Raw genomic sequence first — 16297 nt, 5'->3', positions numbered from 1 at the left:
TCCTACTCTTCAATAAAGCTATAATAATCAAGAGGTGAATGACAATGAAAATATTAGCTAGCGACTTTGATGGTACGCTCTTCTTTCATACTGGATTTAAAGAAAAAGATCTTCTTGCCATTAAAGATTTCCAAAGACAAGGACATAAGTTTGGTATCTGTACAGGACGCTCTTTAGATGGTGTATTGATTCCAAGTGACAATGTGGATATTCACTATGATTTCTATATTGTCAACAGTGGTGGAATGATTCTCGATGAGAATCAGAATGTGATCTTTGAATCAAAGATTCCTTTTTCAATCATAAAAGAGATCTATGAAAAGTTCCCTATCGCTGTATCAGTGGTAGATGGCAACATGATGTATCTTATGTTCAACTGGAAGAAACGATATCAAGTACGCCTACGTCGTCTTTTACAGAAACTACAAGGGATTCCTAATGAAACCTCCCCTTTTATTAAAGATTTATCTTCACTAACTAAAGATAGCTACAACGGGTTCTCTTTTCATTTTCCAAATGGGAAGGAACAGGAAGCAAGAGAGTGTGCCAACTATATCAATAAACACTATGGAGCATACTGTCATGCTTTTACCAATAAGGTACATGTGGATATCTGTGCTAAAGGATGTTCTAAAGGTGCAGGAGTGAAATTTATTGAAGAGTATTTTCAATCTGATGTCATCGGTGGTATCGGTGATTCTTGGAATGATCTGCCAATGATCAATAATGTAGATGAAAGCTTCACTTTCCCTTATGCTCCCGATGATGTTCAAGAACAAAGTGATCATATTGTAAAACACCTAGATGAAGCCATTTCCTATCTAATAAGTGAATAAATATTTTCGCTATTTAACAAAATTACATATTCATTTGTTTATTTTAGATAAAAAAATTGACAATAAATATTTTTTTTGATAGTGTTTACTCAATAAATAAGGGAGGACCACACTATGATTATAGGAATTATTGGATTAGGTACTGTTGGATTTGGAACAGTTGATATTCTTACAAAGGAGAAAGAAAGACTTGAGAAAGAGATTGGAGAAGACGTCATTGTCAAGTATGGATGTGCACTTGAGAATCCTGGTCTTCCAGAAGGTATCATCTACACAGATGATTTCAAAGAAGTTCTCAACGACCCAGAAGTCGATGTCGTTGTCGAACTGATTGGTGGTCTTACCTTTGCAAAGACAATCATCCTTTCTGCCTTAGAATCAGGAAAGCATGTCGTCACTGCCAATAAAGCTTTAATTGCTCACCACGGACAGGAATTATTTGAAGCTGCAAGAAAAAACAATGTAAACATTTTCTATGAAGCATCAGTCGGGGGAGGTATTCCTGTTGTCGTACCTGCTAAAGAAAGCTTAATTGCAAATAACATCAAGAAGATTGAAGGTATTCTTAATGGAACAACAAACTTCATTCTTTCACTAATGGAAACAGATAACTTAGATTTCAGTGAAGCATTACGTATCGCTAAAAACTTAGGTTATGTAGAAGCAGATGAATCATTGGATCTAGATGGATATGATGCTGCACATAAGATTGCGATCTTAGCAATGAATGCATTCCACATTTTCTTTGATTTTGATTTAATCAATACAACTGGTATCCGCAGTGTTACTAAAGTTGATATGGACTTCGCGAAAAAGCTTGGATATCGTATTAAGCTTATCGCTCAGGCTAAAAAACTTGAAGATTCTATTGGTATTGATGTATCACCTACACTTGTACCAATGACTGATATCGTAGGTAACGTTATGGATGCCTACAATGTAGTAGAAATTACAAATGATTATGTAGAAAACGTTCTTTTCTATGGAAAAGGTGCAGGACGTTATGTTACTGCTAGTGCTGTTGTAGCAGATATCATGAAAACTCATAATAAAGAATTATGGACTCATGATTATACTTACACAGATAAAATCACACCTATTGATGTTTCTAAGTACTATATTCATACTTCAGAACCAATCGAAATTGATTATGAAGAATCCTATACTGATAAGGGAGAATACATCTACATTACTAATGAAATCTCTATTCATGATGTAGAAGACGCAATCAAAGGAAAAGATTACGCTTTATTTAAAGTTAGAGATTAAAAAAAAGAGAAAAGGGCTTAAGTCCCTTTTTCTTTTTTGTTATAATTATAAATAGAGGAATTGACAATGAGATTTTATAATTTTGGAGACAGCAGAAATACACATTTACTTCTTATACCAGACAATGCGCAACATTATTCAATCTTTGAAAGAGGAATCAAGGATCTGATTCCTGATTTCTATATTACCATCTGTTCATTTGATGGCTTTGATGAAACAATCAAAGAAACATTTGTGTCCCATGAAAAAGAAATGGAACAGATTGAAGCCTATATCAATGAACATGATGAAGGACATCTTTCTTGCGCTTATGGATTAGGTCATGGTGGAGAAGTACTTTGTTCACTGCTTGAACGTTCACACATTACAATTGATAAATGTATTATTGATAGTGCCTACTTTGAATATTTAAGTACACCTTATGCCATGATGCAGGCATCTGCTGCAACGATGATTTTCTACCCTTTAATTAAGGAGAAAACAATCTCTCGTGGTGTTATGCATTTTTTAACGCGTGAACAAAAAGAAAACCCAGAATTTATTTCTCGCTGGCAACAGCACTATTTGTCTCACAATCTTGATTTTATTAAGAAGAGAAGCCTTTTTAATCAGTTCTCTTCCTCTTATCAGCTTAAACATAAAAAGAATCTACTGATTCCTAATACTGCTGTTCATGTTTTCTTCTCTATGAAGATGGGAGCACGCTATCTAAGAAGATATCAGTATTTCTTTGCCAATGCGATCTATCACTATTTCAACATGAGCGCTCAGGAACTGCTTATTACTAAACCAGACCAGTGGGCTCTAGAACTTTATAGCATATTTAAAGGACGTATTTAGAATACGCCCTTTTTATAATACATGAGAGTCTTATCCAGCTCTCTTTTAATATCTTCTCTAATATGTGTAGGAGATACGACATATGCATTCTCTCCTAACATCAGTATCCACATAGCTAACCCTCTTGAATAGCTCTGATCTTTAATGATAGCTTCATACCATGAATCATCCACTACTCTTAAATGAATACTTTCCCCAAAACGTGAAACCACCTCTCTTAAAATCTGTGGCCTAAAACGAAGAACAAGATCTGTTGGTTTCCCATTGACGAACATATGAAAAGCACGTGAAATATAGTCATCCATATCATACTGTTCACGTATATCAATATAATCACCACGATGCGTCATAACACGTCTCATACGATCAATACGATACATGGATAAAGAATCACTTCTCTTATTATAATAGCCTACAAGATAATAATGATTATTATCCAACACTATCGTATAAGGACTCACAACATACTGCCCGTTCTTATTGCCATGCTTAGAAGCTACTTCACGTGGATGTCCTTCTTCTATTCTATAGCTTACATAATCAAAAATAATGTTTTTTCTTTCTGCGATAGCTTTCATAAGCGTAGATAGATTTAACATTAAAGAAAAAGGCTTCTCATCTTTTTCCATATGAAAGATAAGTCTTTTTCTTTGTGATTCATCAGAAAAATGCATCAGCTTATCTACAAGCTGATCTTTCTCTTTAAAAGATAGATCTTTATTATAATTAATAGAATCTATAAGAAGCTGTAATTGACCATCTTCAAAGACATTCTTATTAACCACAAGTCCAGTCCCTCTTTTAGAAAGAATCATTGTATCTTGAATAAGCGGATAAAAGAATGCATTGATCTGCTTAACTGTTGCATGGATCGTCTTGATATTATAATGATATCCTAACTTCTCTAGTTCATCTAAAAGATCCTTCGATTTAATCGGCTGCAGTCTAGATGACATAATCAACCTTAAAATAATCTGCATTCTTTCTCCCATGGTTATTCCTCCTACGCAAATGATAATCGATATAAAGCATTTGTCTTGTTTCTTCTCATTAACTGATGATAAAGACGAGGTGCACTCGCACAAAAATAATCAAGCAATGCCTCATTGTCTAATTCACTCTCTTTAAGATATTCAAAAGCTTCTTCATATTTTTCTTCTACTATATTAATAAATGCAGCTTCGTTTACATTAAGATATCCCTTATTGAAGAGAATATGAATCAATGAGACATTATCCATGTTCATGATATGTCTTAATATCTGATAGACATGAATCCCTTTATGATACTGCATAGCCATCTTTTTCAAAATGATCTTAACCTGTTCTACTTCCTTTTCTCCATTAAAGAAGTACAGCAACATAATAAGATTCTTTTCAATTGCATCAACACCTTTTTCATTGATGATGGACTTTAAAGCCAAATGAAGATAATGTTCCCTATGATTATTCACATAATCATTTAACTGGGATACCATAAAACAGAAATCAATATTTTCATCATAGTTATCTTCTATATGATGAAGATACTCTTTCATTTCCTCTAATCTCATATTCATTAACTTGAAATAATTATCTAACATTGTACATCTCTCCTTTTCTTGACTTTATTATATAAATAAGTAAAAATCAGAAGAGTGAAATGCCCAGTGATTAAAACCTAAATAACGGTTTTAATCACTTTTTCATTAAATATTCTAACAAATATTCATCGAAAATACTATAATACTAGTTATATTTACTTGTAATTTTCCTTTATTTCAAGTAATATATCATTTAAGATGTAAATTTTGCAAAAGACGAATATTTTACACCTGTATTTTATCTTTTTCTAAATTAAGTCTAAAAAACGAAACGGAGAATTATTATGGATAAAAAACTAAAAGTCGGTATTCTCGGTGCTACTGGAATGGTAGGACAGAGATTTATTGTGTTATTGGAAAACCACCCTTGGTTTGAGGTTGTAGCCGTGGCTGCGAGCCCTAGAAGCGCTGGCAAATCTTACCAGGAAGCAGTAGAAGGCAGATGGAAAATGGATACACCTATCCCTGAAGCTGTTAAAGATCTTAAGCTATTAAATGTCAATGAAGTAGAAGAAGTTGCTTCACAGGTAGACTTTGTCTTCTCAGCTGTTGATATGAGCAAAGATGAAATCAAGAAAATTGAAGAAGCCTATGCTAAAACAGAAACTCCAGTTGTTTCAAACAACTCAGCTCATAGATGGACACCTGATGTTCCTATGATCATTCCTGAAATCAACCCAGAAGCAACTGATGTTATTAAATATCAGAAAGAACGTTTAGGTACTAAACGTGGATTCATCGCCGTTAAACCTAACTGCTCAATCCAGTCTTATACACCAGTATTAACTGCATGGAAAGAATTTGAACCTTATGAAGTTGTTGCAACTACATATCAGGCCATCTCTGGTGCAGGTAAAACATTCAAGGATTGGCCAGAAATGCAAGGAAACATTATCCCATTCATTTCAGGTGAAGAAGAAAAATCTGAAAAAGAACCATTAAAAGTATGGGGACACGTAGATGACGAAAAGAAAGAAATCGTCGCTGCAGATGCACCATTGATCACTACACAGTGTATCCGTGTACCAGTACTTTACGGTCATACAGCTGCTGTATTTGTTAAGTTTAGAAAGAACCCTACAAAAGAACAGCTTATCGAAAAGCTTGCAGCATTCAGTGGTGAACCACAGAAGCTTCAGCTTCCAAATGCTCCAAAACAGTTCATTCAGTATCTTGAAGAAGATGATCGTCCACAGGTTTCTAAAGACGTATACTATGAAAACGGATTTGGCGTTTCAGTTGGTCGTTTAAGAGAAGATACTGTATATGATTGGAAATTCGTAGGATTATCACACAATACAGTACGTGGTGCTGCTGGTGGTGCCGTTCTATGTGCAGAATTATTAACTGCTAAGAAATTCATTACAGCTAAATAATTTAACTAACTTCTAAAAATGTTTATTCATTTTTGGAAGTTTTTATTTCTATATTTATTTTAATATACTTGTATCATATATAGTATGTGTATTATCATAATAGGAGAAAAAATTATTAATTATCATTGTAACAGTATTACTCATCAGCAATACTGGAACTAAAAATGTTGTTGGACTTGTACAATGCTTTCAAGCAAAAGCACACATAAAACACGTATCGTTCATACAACAAGTACAGATGACTACGTTGTCCATACAGCCATTGAAGGTGTAACTACACATTCATCACCTTTTTTCCATCAATGTATTATAATCCTACTTATAAACATTTATCAGGAGCATAAAATGAGAAGAAAAGAAAAGATTTTAACATTTCTTGCGGATATTCTAAATGATCATGAAATCAGCTCTACTGAAAGAGAAATATTTGAAGACTGCTTTACTAAAATTAATCACAACGAAGATATCAATAGCTGCATCTTTAAACTAAAGCAGGAGCTTTCTCTTCTTGCCACTAAGCAGCAGCTTTCTAGCAAGGGAGTATCTTATTTTACTGAATTATCTAGAATTGAACCTAGTACATCAGTAAGTTCAATGTGGAATTTTCTTGTAAGAAGAAAGAAATAAGCCCTAAGAGGTATTAACCTCTCAGGGCTTGTTTTATCTTTCTTCATTAACTAAAGCTTCATAGAACTCAGGATATTCTTTCTTAATGCGAATAGGTAAACCATCTTTATTTAAGAAACAATGTTCAGAATATGCTTCACATACAAGCTGTTCTTTGCAATACATCATATATTTAAGTTTTAATCTGACACCCTTAAATTCTTCTACAGATACGTGAATAGATACTTCATCCGCAAAAGTGGTGGTATGCTTATAAGAACAATCAACTTTAGTAACAGGAGACATAATTCCTATTTCTTCAAGATGATCATATCCCCACCCTATTTCTTTTAGATAATAGACACGTGCTTCTTCCATCCATCTAATATAATTAGAATGATGGGTAATACCCATTCTATCTGTTTCATAGTAATGTACGATATGTTTATAAGTTGAAGTCATCATCATGATCATCCATATCCATCATAAATTCTCTAGCTGTTACACGGTTTCTTCTTCTCTCTGCTTCAACCTGCTCAGAAATTAATTCTTTGACTTTCTTTGATTTCTTGATATTCAATAAATCAAAAGAACCAAGATCTTTATCATTACTATCAATATGAATAGTACCTAATCCAAATAGACGCTGAGAAAGACTACGAGATAAATTAATATTAAGAATACGATATAGTCTTACATCATATTCTTTACGACTTAAAAATCCTTTTTCTACTACAAAACGATCACTTTCTAATGTATAAGTGGTAAACGACCATGGTAATCCACAAAATGTACGTTTACGATCATGCCATAATACTTTTCCCATAAATAGTTCTCCTTATTTCATGATTTTTACAACGACAATTACGAGTGCAAACACACTTGTAATAAGCATAGCACTGTAATCTTGAATAATCATCTGATATAACGGTAGGCCTGTATCATAATGCTTAATATATAATACTGTAATGCCCATACCTATAGCTATGGCCATAGCACATACTACAAATAAAAATACTGTATCTGTAATTTTCTCTTTACACCATAACAATAATGCTATGAGGAAGAGGCAAGCACCTATGATACCGTTCATCTTTTTTCACCTACTTTATATACATTATATACAAAAAAAGAACTATTCTAAATCATAATCCTACTTTTTTTCATATTATGGGTTCATATTGTCTTATGTTTAATAATCGTTTATAGTTATTTTATGGAGGGAATGACAATGTTTAAAATCAGTATTAAAAGAGTACTTATATGGTTCGCATTTTTAGGCTGTATCGTTGCCGCATTTTCTTCTCTAGGACATCTTCCTATTGAAGGTATCTATAATGCCAAAGTAGCTGCCGCAATGAGTACCATGGATGTTACATTATTTAAAACAAGTATCTTCCTATTCTTCATTCTAATTGGTTTAGGTCTATTCTTAGAACTAGATTATTTCAAAATAAAGAGCAAGATTCCTCTACTTGGATCAAAGAAAACACTTCCCCATATTGGAGGATGGATTGTCATTGTTATTGTGGCAACATTACTTATGTATGCTCCAATGCATTTTGCAAGTGATAACTATAAAAATGCGATTAAACAATATAATCAGGAAGAATTAAGAAAAGCGAGAAAATAACTCGCTTTTTAACTAGGAGGAAATATGGAAAACAGAGAAAAGAATATTATTAAAACAAGTTTCATCGGCATACTTGTCAATATTGTATTAGCTATATTTAAAGCTGTTGTTGGTTTATTATCACATTCTATTGCCATTACCCTTGATGCAATCAATAACTTAAGTGATGCCCTTAGCTCCTTGATTACCATCGTCGGTACCAAACTCTCCATGATGAGACCAAACAAGAAGCACCCATTAGGCTATGGTCGCATTGAATACCTCACTGCAGCCATTATCGCCTGTCTCGTACTTTATGCAGGGATTACATCCCTTATTGAATCCATCAAGTCAATCATAAATCCAGGGAAACCTCATTATTCCCTTGTAACATTGTTTATTGTATTTGTTGGGGTTATCACCAAAATCATTTTAGGAGAATATACTAAAAAACAGGGTAAACGTCTTCATTCTGATTCATTGATCAATTCTGGTGAAGATGCAAGATTTGATGCGATTATTTCTAGTGCAACTCTTTTAGCTGCCATTCTTTTCATTTTTACTTCTTTTTCTATTGAAGCTTATTTGGCTGCTGTTATTTCTATCTTTATTATCAAGAGCGGTATCGACATGCTAAAAAATACGCTCTCTGATTTGCTTGGAGAACGTATTGATCCATCTTTATCTAAGAAGATAAAAGAGATTGTCAATCAAGAAGAAGGCGTACAGGGAAGCTATGATCTTCTTCTTCATGCTTATGGGCCTGATCGTTATCAGGGATCTATTCATGTAGAAGTAGAAGATACAATGAGCATCAATGAATTTGATACTCTTTCAAGAAATATTACCAATCGTGTTATAGATGAAACAGGTGTGATATTGACAGGTATTGGTCTTTATTCTATCAATACGAAAGATCCTCTTATTTTAGATGCAAAAGAGAAACTCAAGAAAGTTATTAGTGAACATGAAGGTATTCTTGGTTTTCATGGTTTCTATCTTAATAAAGAAGAACGATTCATTCAGGTTGATCTGATCTTTAGTTTTGATGTAGAAGATTGTGATCATCTTGTAAAAATCGTTGAAGATGAAATGAAAAACTATTATCCGGATTATACATTCAATATTCAGATTGATTTAGATATAAGCGATTAAAAGCACTCTATAAAGAGTGCTTTTAATGTGGGTATATCTTTTATTTTTTGATGATCTTCCAAACTGTGGGAAATCATCTTTCTGTTACTTTCAGCGGGATTCTGGAAATTATTTTCAGAACCCGCTCTTTTTTGATTTGCGGGAAATAAATGGGATACAATAGTATCATACCGATCCTTCAGAAAGAAAAAAGTGATGAATCTCTCCGCCTAAAGTTTGATTCATCACTCGTCCTACGACAATATGATAATACAACAGTACGACAGAAAAATCAATACAACCGACAAGTTCAGATTTATTGAGGAATTCAGAAAGGAATACAGACCGGCAGAGATCATTGAACAGCTCCGCAGGAAGATGAGCCAGTTCAAATGGCATATCCATTCATACGTGGAAAGAAGCTACTCCTATGGCGAAGAGCGAATCACTCTGACACTGTTCAGGGTCAAGCAGATCAATCACGACGGAACATTCACAACGCATACGGTCCTTCCGTCATTCCTTCTTCCATACCATGTGATCGGAGCTCATGAAATAATGGCAGTCATCAATGATGACGCATCACCTGAAGGTGATGATGAAAAAATAACAGTTCCAGAAACCGATGAGGCACTATCAGCTGTCTCATCCTCTTTGGCGTACCGCATCAGAAAAACCATGGGCGCCCTGGCTAACCAGGCGTACCTGGCCATATGCAGGGCCCTGAGCCGAGGCCGAAAAGTTTTTGCGCTGACCACCTGACTCTTGAACATCAGACCTCTTTCGTAGACTAACATATAGACATACTAAGAAAGAAGGTGCAATTTTTCATGAAAAATAATCAATCAAGTCCAATCGAGTCAGTCGAATCGATAAGCAGGATCGGCAATCAGCCTCCTTCAGGAGAAAACATCTCCTTTGACACCACCACTACGCCCTTTTCGGTGGACAGCTTCGTGCTGAAGCTCTTCAATTTGCAGGATGACCAGGCGGAAAGAATCAACGTCCACAATGAACCGGACGGACTGCACGTCTACATCAGGCTGAAGCCTGTCCCATGCAGATGCAATGCGTGCGGAAACATGACCGACAAGGTCAAGGGATACAAAATAAGGAAAATAACGCATTCCGTTATCACAAACTCCCCCTGTTTCATAGACTATGACCAGAGGCGAATGCGCTGCACCGAGTGCGGCAAGACATTCGTTGAGCCAAATCCTTTTGCTTTTCCGGGTGAAAAAGTATCTGCAGTGACCGTATATAATGTGCTGCAGGACTGTTCCCGCCCACATGAGACCTTCAAGGCGATAGCCGAAAGATATCACATCTCTCCCTCGACGGTACTGAGAATATTCGACAGCCATGTCAACATCCCAAGAAGGAAACTTCCACGCTACCTGGTGGTGGATGAGACCTATGCCTTCCATACCGCGGTAAGCGACTATGTGTTTGTGATGATGGACTATGAAACCATGGACATCATCGATGTCCTGCCTTCAAGAAAGAAGGCGGATCTCGATGCCTACTTCCAGAAGATTCCTCTGAAGGAACGTGAGGAAGTGCAAATCGTCAGCAGCGACATGTGGAACACCTACCGCGACATGACCCACAGATGGTTTCCAAAGGCTGTCCATTCATGCGATTCGTTCCATCTCAAGATGGAACTGTCTAGATGCGTCCAGAAGGTAAGAATACGAATAATGAATCACCACAGGATCCTGAAGAAGGAGGCAAAACCGGTACGCGAAATGACGCCAGATGAACTGATGGAATTCAACCATCATGTAAAAAGCTATTACCTTCTCAAGAAGTTTGCCCAATGGATGCTCTACAAGCGTCCTTCAGATGGCCTCTTCGATCCCAACAGGAAAAAGAAATACAATCGGGTATTCAGGGAATATCTCAACTATCATGACATATACTGCAAAATACTCGAAACTGACAATGAACTTTCAGAGGCAGTCGCTCTCCAGGAACAGCTTTACCATTTTTTCCGGAAGAGTACGATAAAGACTGCTCCAACGGCTCTCAAGGAGCTTATATACAATTTCAGCACTTCAGCAGTAAAGGAAATGTGCAGCTTCTCTGCCACCCTCTGCCAATGGAGAACAAGCATCATCAATTCATTCACTCCGATTGAAGGTGATGAGGAAAGCTATGTGATCGATGACAGTCTGCCAAATGCGAAAAAGGAAATAATCACTGAATATCTTGAAGACCACAAGGCAAGGAAAAGAAGACGAATAAATTCCAGCGTCATCGAAAACAGGAACAAGCTCATAAAGGACATCAAGCACGAGAGCGGCTACTCCAACTGGCATCGCTTCAGAAACAAGGTACTGCTCTGCCTCAATTCAGAGACGACGTTCTTCCTGGAGCCCCAGCCGACAAGCAGGGAATGGATAAACGAAAAGAAAAAATGACGAAAAAGGACTGATATCAGAGTACTGATATCGGTCCTAACCGATTTTTTCGGTATGTCTTTCCACTTTCGTGGGATAGGCAATTTCCCACAGTTAGTGACACCCCATCAATCAGGATAGCCCGCTACCTGGAAAAGTGCCTATTTTTTTTCAATAGGTTTTGGTCCTGCTTCCTTGATTGCATCAGGCATATGCTTATATTTCTGTTCAAAGTTATCTTTGAACATTTTAGCAAGCTTATTAGCCTGTGCATCATAGGCTTTACGATCCTGCCATGTACTTCTTGGGTTCATGATATGATGTGGTACATTAGGACATTCCTGTGGTACGTGCACATTGAATCTCTTATCATGGATAAAACGTGCTTTTTCAATATCACCGTTCAAGGCTGCTGTAACCATGGCTCTTGTATATTTTAATCTCATACGATGACCGATGCCATATGGTCCACCAGTCCATCCTGTATTGATAAGATAAACACGTACATTGTGTTTCTTGATACGTTCACCTAACATTTCAGCATAGACATCTGGGTCAAGTGGCATAAATGGTTCTCCAAATAATGTAGAGAACGTTGGTTCTGGTTCAGTAATGCCACGTTCTGTACCAGCAACTTTAGATGTGAAACCAGTAACGAAGTGGTACATTGCAGAGTTGCTGTCGAGCTTAGAAATCGGTGGCAAGACACCGAAGGCATCAGCAGTCAAGAAGATAACAACATCCGGTCTGATACCTACAGAAGGCATAATCGCATTTTCGATATGTTCTAGTGGGTAAGCAACACGTGTATTTAATGTAAGTGTGCCATCAAAATAATCTGGGATACGTGTAACAGGGTCAACAATAACATTTTCTACTTCACTACCAAACTTGATCGCATTGTAGATATATGGCTCTCCATCCTGAGTTAAGTTGATACATTTTGCGTAGCAGCCTCCTTCAAAGTTGAAGATACGGTCTTCAGACCATCCATGTTCATCATCACCAATCAAAAGACGATTTGGGTCCGCTGATAATGTTGTTTTACCAGTTCCTGATAAACCAAAGAATACTGCTGTTCCTCTTGTTTCAGGGTTCATATTGGCAGAACAATGCATTGGCAATACGTTTTCTTCAATTGGCATAACGTAGTTCATAACTGTAAATACAGCTTTCTTGATTTCTCCAGAATATTCTGTACCTGCAATAATGACAATCTTTTCTTTAAAGTTAACAATAATAGCTGCTTCAGAATGTGTACCATCTCTTTCAGGTACACAACGGAATCCTGGTACAGATAGGATTGTATAATCCTGTTCACCATAGTCTTCCAATTCTTCTTCTGAAGGTCTAATTAAAAGCTGTCTAATAAATAAGTTCTGACAGGCTCTCTCATTGATAACCATGAACTTTCTTGTATACTTCTGATCAGCACCGGCATATCCCTGGAACACATATAATTCTTTATCCCCCATATATGTTAAGACACGTTCCTTCAAATGACGATATGTCTTTTCGTCCATTGGCTTGTTGACATCACCCCAAGCAATGTGATCATGGACATTGTCTGTATCGACAATAAACTTGTCATCTGGTGATCGACCAGTATACTTTCCTGTTTTAATAGATAAGGCACCTGTGTCGGTTAAGACACCTTCTCCCTTCTTTAATGATTCTTCCACTAAAGCAGCAGCGCCTAAATTATAATGTACTTTTCCTGTATCGTTGTAGATACCTAATTTCAATAATGTGTGATCCATAGTATTCCTCTCTTTCCTATAAGTGAGATTATAACACAAAAATGTAAGCATTTTCAATATTTCTCAAATTTACCTATTGGAAAGTCGAAAAAATACAATTTTTAAACTATTTTTCACCTAAAACTGCAATATATTGTCCTTCTCCTCGATGAAATATAACATTTTTGAAATGATTTTCTTTTAAAATACCCGCTACTTCTTCTGGTGTATAGATTTTAACTAGTCCATCAATCTTTGGCCAATTATTTTCATCGGGGTCACTTCCTTCACATAAAACAAGGAAAGTGCCTCCTTCTTTTAGGACACGTTTTACTTCCTTGAAGTTATCTTTGATATCTTTCCAGAAATAGATAGTTTCTACTGCTGTAACGAGATCAAAGCTATCATTTTCATAAGGGAGATTGGCTACATCCCCTTGCTTGATAAAGACACGTTTACCTAATTCTTCTTCATTGTAGATAGAGGCAAGCTTTACACTCGCTTCCATGTAATCAACACCGTTGATTACACTTCCTTCTGATAAAGAAAGCATATCCTTGATTGTAGCACCTCCGCCACATCCAATATCTAGAATATGAAGATGATCTTTCCAATCATAAAAAGAAAGCCCCCATTCTCTTAATGGTGCATGACTTCTATTCATGCGTTCAAGCATTTTCTTTCCTTCTTCTCCCTGTGGTCTTGCCGGATTTGATACCATATTAATTTCCTCCTTGTACAATAAAATGCGACAAAGCTGTCGCATTTATTGTATCTCTTTTCTTAGATTTGTCACGTCATTTACACTGCTTGATGCCTTCTTCAAGAAGTTTCATCACAAAGAGTGTCTGTTCTTTTTTTACAAGTGGTTCTTTATTATTTACAAGCATTTCATAGACTTCATCATAATAACGGGCATAATCGCCATTGATAGTAGGAATCTTTTCTTGATGATATTCTCCATGTTCATCATAGAAGATAGCTTCTCCATAATGTTCCTCGCGATCCATTCCAAAATCAGGATGATCACTTGTTGGCATATAGAATCTCTTTAAATCATATTCCTGACGATCTTCAGTTTCTTTAGTAAACATTCCTTTTTTCCCATAAGCGACAAAGCGTGGTCTTGATTTAACACGGAAATAAGATGACTTGATAGAGACTTTTGTTTGTTTATAGAAGAAATCTATATCAAAGTAATCATTCATTCTTCCTTCTCCTAAAAGCTGTCTTACTTCTAGATGATAATCATCAGGAAAACCAAAATAAGATATAGCCTGATCTAAGGTGTGACAGGCATGACCATAAAGGTAGCCCTGATAAGGATTAAAGTGATCAGTGTTTTCACTTACATAGGGACGATAGTAATCATAATGCATTTCTACTTCTAGAAGATCTCCTAATATACCTGATTCAATGACTTTCTGAGTTGTTAGGAAGTCTGAATCAAAACGTCTATTCTGAATGCACATGATTTTTAGATTCTTTTCTTCTGCAAGATTAAACAGTTCTACAGCTTGTTCATATGTATCGGTAAAAGGTTTTTCACAGACAACATTCTTGCCGTGTTCCAAAGCCATTTTTGCATATTCATAATGCATGACTGGAGTAGAAATGACAACTAGGGAAATATCCTGATCATTTAACATGTCTTCTAGACAATCAGTATATGTTACCTGAGGGATTCTTTCCCATGAAATATGATCAAGATTTCTCGCCCAGATTGTCTTAATCTTAAACTTATCCTTTCTTCTTAATATGAATGGAGCCTGATAGCGATGGGTAGATTTTCCTGCTCCAATAAAGCCTACGTTAATAATTGTCTGCATCAAATATAATTCCTGCCTTTCTTCTTCCTTCTTCTAATGCCCATAAGACATGGGTACTGATTTCAAGGTAGTCATTTGCTTTTTCTACATCATTGTTTTCAATGATGTTCTTGAACTGCTTAAATTCGTATAACATAGCATGCTCTTCTTCAAATGTTCTAACTTCTTCTACATCATGTTTTATTTTATACTGTCTCATTCTAGATACAGGGGTATCAATGATAATTGTGCCCTGTTCTCCTTGGATTGTATTCATTAACGGCGCACCGGTATCCTTTGAGCCGATGCAGACAGCCTTGAATGAGCCATAGTCCATCGTGAAGATACCTGATGTATCAATACCACGTTGAAGATTGGCATGATAATCTACTGATAAAGGTTTACCAAATAACCCAATCACAAAGTTGAGATTGTAGACATTTAAGTCATAGAGAGCCCCTCCTGATTTATGAACATCAAAGACAGGAAGGATTTCACCTTTCTTGAAGGCATCATAACGAGAAGAATACTGTGAGTAATTTAAAGAGACAATTCTAATATCACCGAGCTTATCCAACTGTTTCTTCATATCAAGATAAGCTGGCATACGATGCAAGGTAACGGCTTCTAATATTATGCGATTATGTTTCTTGGCCACTTCTTTTAATTGATTCAGTTCTCTCATATTGCTTACAATGGGCTTTTCAATAATGACATGTTTATTAGCCTCTAATGCTTTTAAGGCAAATGAGAAATGAAGATGATTAGGCAAGCCGACATAGATGGTATCAATATCTTCTTTTAAAAGATCATCGTAGGATGTCAACACACCATCGAGATGATAAACCTTCATAAGCTTATTTGCTTTTTCAAGTGAACGCTCACTTGAAAGAATAAATGCTTTTTTTAGATGCAATGAAGGTGCTATTTCTAAAAATTCCTGAACAATCATTCCTGTTCCTAATATTCCTAGTTTCATATTCTTACCTCCTTCTCATATTATAACAAAAAAATTGGATAATAGAAATCAAGTAAAAATTTAAAAAAAATTATCAGTAATTTTTCATGGTTTTTATTGCACGCTGAAAACCCC

General features: G+C 35.9%; 18 protein-coding genes. 9 read left to right on the top strand and 9 right to left on the bottom strand.

Annotation, left to right across the window (positions count from 1 at the left end; translation table 11 throughout):
- Positions 1 to 44 precede the first annotated feature (44 nt).
- The 3 genes from T513_RS0105865 (at position 45) to T513_RS0105855 (ending at position 2945) form a co-directional block, all read left to right on the top strand.
- Positions 45 to 836, top strand: coding sequence for an HAD-IIB family hydrolase (locus T513_RS0105865; RefSeq protein WP_029069919.1), 792 nt, complete (start codon positions 45 to 47; stop codon positions 834 to 836).
- 114 nt (positions 837 to 950) lie between these two features.
- Positions 951 to 2105 (top strand): homoserine dehydrogenase, encoded by a 1155-nt coding sequence (locus tag T513_RS0105860; RefSeq protein ID WP_031589367.1) that lies wholly within the window; start codon positions 951 to 953, stop codon positions 2103 to 2105.
- A 66-nt stretch (positions 2106 to 2171) separates the two neighbouring features.
- Positions 2172 to 2945: a hypothetical protein gene (locus tag T513_RS0105855; protein ID WP_029069917.1), complete on the top strand. Its 774-nt coding sequence runs from the start codon at positions 2172 to 2174 to the stop codon at positions 2943 to 2945.
- On the opposite strand, the gene T513_RS0105850 is transcribed toward T513_RS0105855, so the two are convergent.
- Both T513_RS0105850 and T513_RS0105845 read right to left on the bottom strand, forming a co-directional pair.
- Positions 2942 to 3937, bottom strand: a complete 996-nt coding sequence (locus T513_RS0105850) for a helix-turn-helix transcriptional regulator (protein WP_051654409.1) — start codon at positions 3935 to 3937, stop codon at positions 2942 to 2944. The genes T513_RS0105855 and T513_RS0105850 overlap by 4 nt on opposite strands.
- An 11-nt stretch (positions 3938 to 3948) precedes the next feature.
- A complete protein-coding gene (locus T513_RS0105845; protein ID WP_029072337.1) occupies positions 3949 to 4527 on the bottom strand; it encodes a hypothetical protein in 579 nt (192 codons plus the stop codon).
- 284 nt (positions 4528 to 4811) lie between these two features.
- Between T513_RS0105845 and asd the strand changes: the two genes are divergently transcribed.
- Together asd and T513_RS12190 are read left to right on the top strand one after the other, a co-directional pair.
- Entirely contained in the window at positions 4812 to 5903 is a 1092-nt protein-coding gene (gene asd / locus T513_RS0105840; RefSeq protein WP_031589364.1) for an aspartate-semialdehyde dehydrogenase, read from the top strand.
- A 345-nt stretch (positions 5904 to 6248) separates the two neighbouring features.
- Positions 6249 to 6530, top strand: coding sequence for a bacteriocin immunity family protein (locus tag T513_RS12190; RefSeq protein WP_155266076.1), 282 nt, complete (start codon positions 6249 to 6251; stop codon positions 6528 to 6530).
- Between the two features lie 33 nt (positions 6531 to 6563).
- On the opposite strand, the gene T513_RS0105830 is transcribed toward T513_RS12190, so the two are convergent.
- The 3 genes from T513_RS0105830 to T513_RS0105820 are packed head-to-tail and all read right to left on the bottom strand — an operon-like array spanning position 6564 to position 7602.
- A complete protein-coding gene (locus tag T513_RS0105830; RefSeq protein WP_236700971.1) occupies positions 6564 to 6983 on the bottom strand; it encodes an acyl-CoA thioesterase in 420 nt (139 codons plus the stop codon).
- Positions 6955 to 7335 carry a PH domain-containing protein gene (locus T513_RS0105825; protein WP_029069910.1) on the bottom strand — a complete coding sequence of 127 codons (381 nt, stop codon included), beginning with the start codon at positions 7333 to 7335 and terminating at the stop codon, positions 6955 to 6957. The genes T513_RS0105830 and T513_RS0105825 overlap by 29 nt, the downstream gene beginning before the upstream one ends.
- Positions 7336 to 7347: 12 nt before the next feature.
- Positions 7348 to 7602, bottom strand: a complete 255-nt coding sequence (locus T513_RS0105820) for a hypothetical protein (protein WP_031589361.1) — start codon at positions 7600 to 7602, stop codon at positions 7348 to 7350.
- Between the two features lie 138 nt (positions 7603 to 7740).
- Here T513_RS0105820 and T513_RS0105815 point away from each other — a divergent pair, with 138 nt between their 5' ends.
- The 4 genes from T513_RS0105815 to T513_RS11980 all read left to right on the top strand — a co-directional run bounded on the left by T513_RS0105815 (position 7741) and on the right by T513_RS11980 (position 11678).
- Positions 7741 to 8142, top strand: a complete 402-nt coding sequence (locus tag T513_RS0105815) for a hypothetical protein (RefSeq protein ID WP_031589360.1) — start codon at positions 7741 to 7743, stop codon at positions 8140 to 8142.
- Between the two features lie 24 nt (positions 8143 to 8166).
- Positions 8167 to 9276 carry a cation diffusion facilitator family transporter gene (locus T513_RS0105810; protein WP_031589358.1) on the top strand — a complete coding sequence of 370 codons (1110 nt, stop codon included), beginning with the start codon at positions 8167 to 8169 and terminating at the stop codon, positions 9274 to 9276.
- Between the two features lie 243 nt (positions 9277 to 9519).
- Positions 9520 to 10017 (top strand): hypothetical protein, encoded by a 498-nt coding sequence (locus T513_RS12185; RefSeq protein ID WP_143452149.1) that lies wholly within the window; start codon positions 9520 to 9522, stop codon positions 10015 to 10017.
- 68 nt (positions 10018 to 10085) lie between these two features.
- Positions 10086 to 11678 carry an ISL3 family transposase gene (locus tag T513_RS11980; protein ID WP_080703123.1) on the top strand — a complete coding sequence of 531 codons (1593 nt, stop codon included), beginning with the start codon at positions 10086 to 10088 and terminating at the stop codon, positions 11676 to 11678.
- 140 nt (positions 11679 to 11818) lie between these two features.
- On the opposite strand, the gene pckA is transcribed toward T513_RS11980, so the two are convergent.
- From pckA to T513_RS0105770, 4 genes are all read right to left on the bottom strand, one after another.
- A complete protein-coding gene (gene pckA, locus T513_RS0105785; protein ID WP_029069903.1) occupies positions 11819 to 13417 on the bottom strand; it encodes a phosphoenolpyruvate carboxykinase (ATP) in 1599 nt (532 codons plus the stop codon).
- A gap of 106 nt (positions 13418 to 13523) precedes the next feature.
- The gene (locus T513_RS0105780; protein ID WP_031589351.1) at positions 13524 to 14117 is read right to left on the bottom strand and encodes a class I SAM-dependent methyltransferase; all 594 of its coding nucleotides are present in this window, start codon (positions 14115 to 14117) and stop codon (positions 13524 to 13526) included.
- A 76-nt stretch (positions 14118 to 14193) separates the two neighbouring features.
- The gene (locus T513_RS0105775; protein WP_238551734.1) at positions 14194 to 15225 is read right to left on the bottom strand and encodes a Gfo/Idh/MocA family oxidoreductase; all 1032 of its coding nucleotides are present in this window, start codon (positions 15223 to 15225) and stop codon (positions 14194 to 14196) included.
- A complete protein-coding gene (locus tag T513_RS0105770) occupies positions 15209 to 16183 on the bottom strand; it encodes a Gfo/Idh/MocA family protein (protein WP_031589349.1) in 975 nt (324 codons plus the stop codon). Before T513_RS0105770 ends, T513_RS0105775 begins: the two co-directional genes overlap by 17 nt.
- Positions 16184 to 16297 lie beyond the last annotated feature (114 nt).

Source organism: Kandleria vitulina DSM 20405, from assembly GCF_000702065.1.
In the GTDB taxonomy this organism is placed as follows: domain Bacteria; phylum Bacillota_I; class Bacilli_A; order Erysipelotrichales; family Coprobacillaceae; genus Kandleria; species Kandleria vitulina.
Note: the sequence above shows the minus strand (reverse complement) of the source record. Positions and strands in the feature narration are given on the sequence as shown.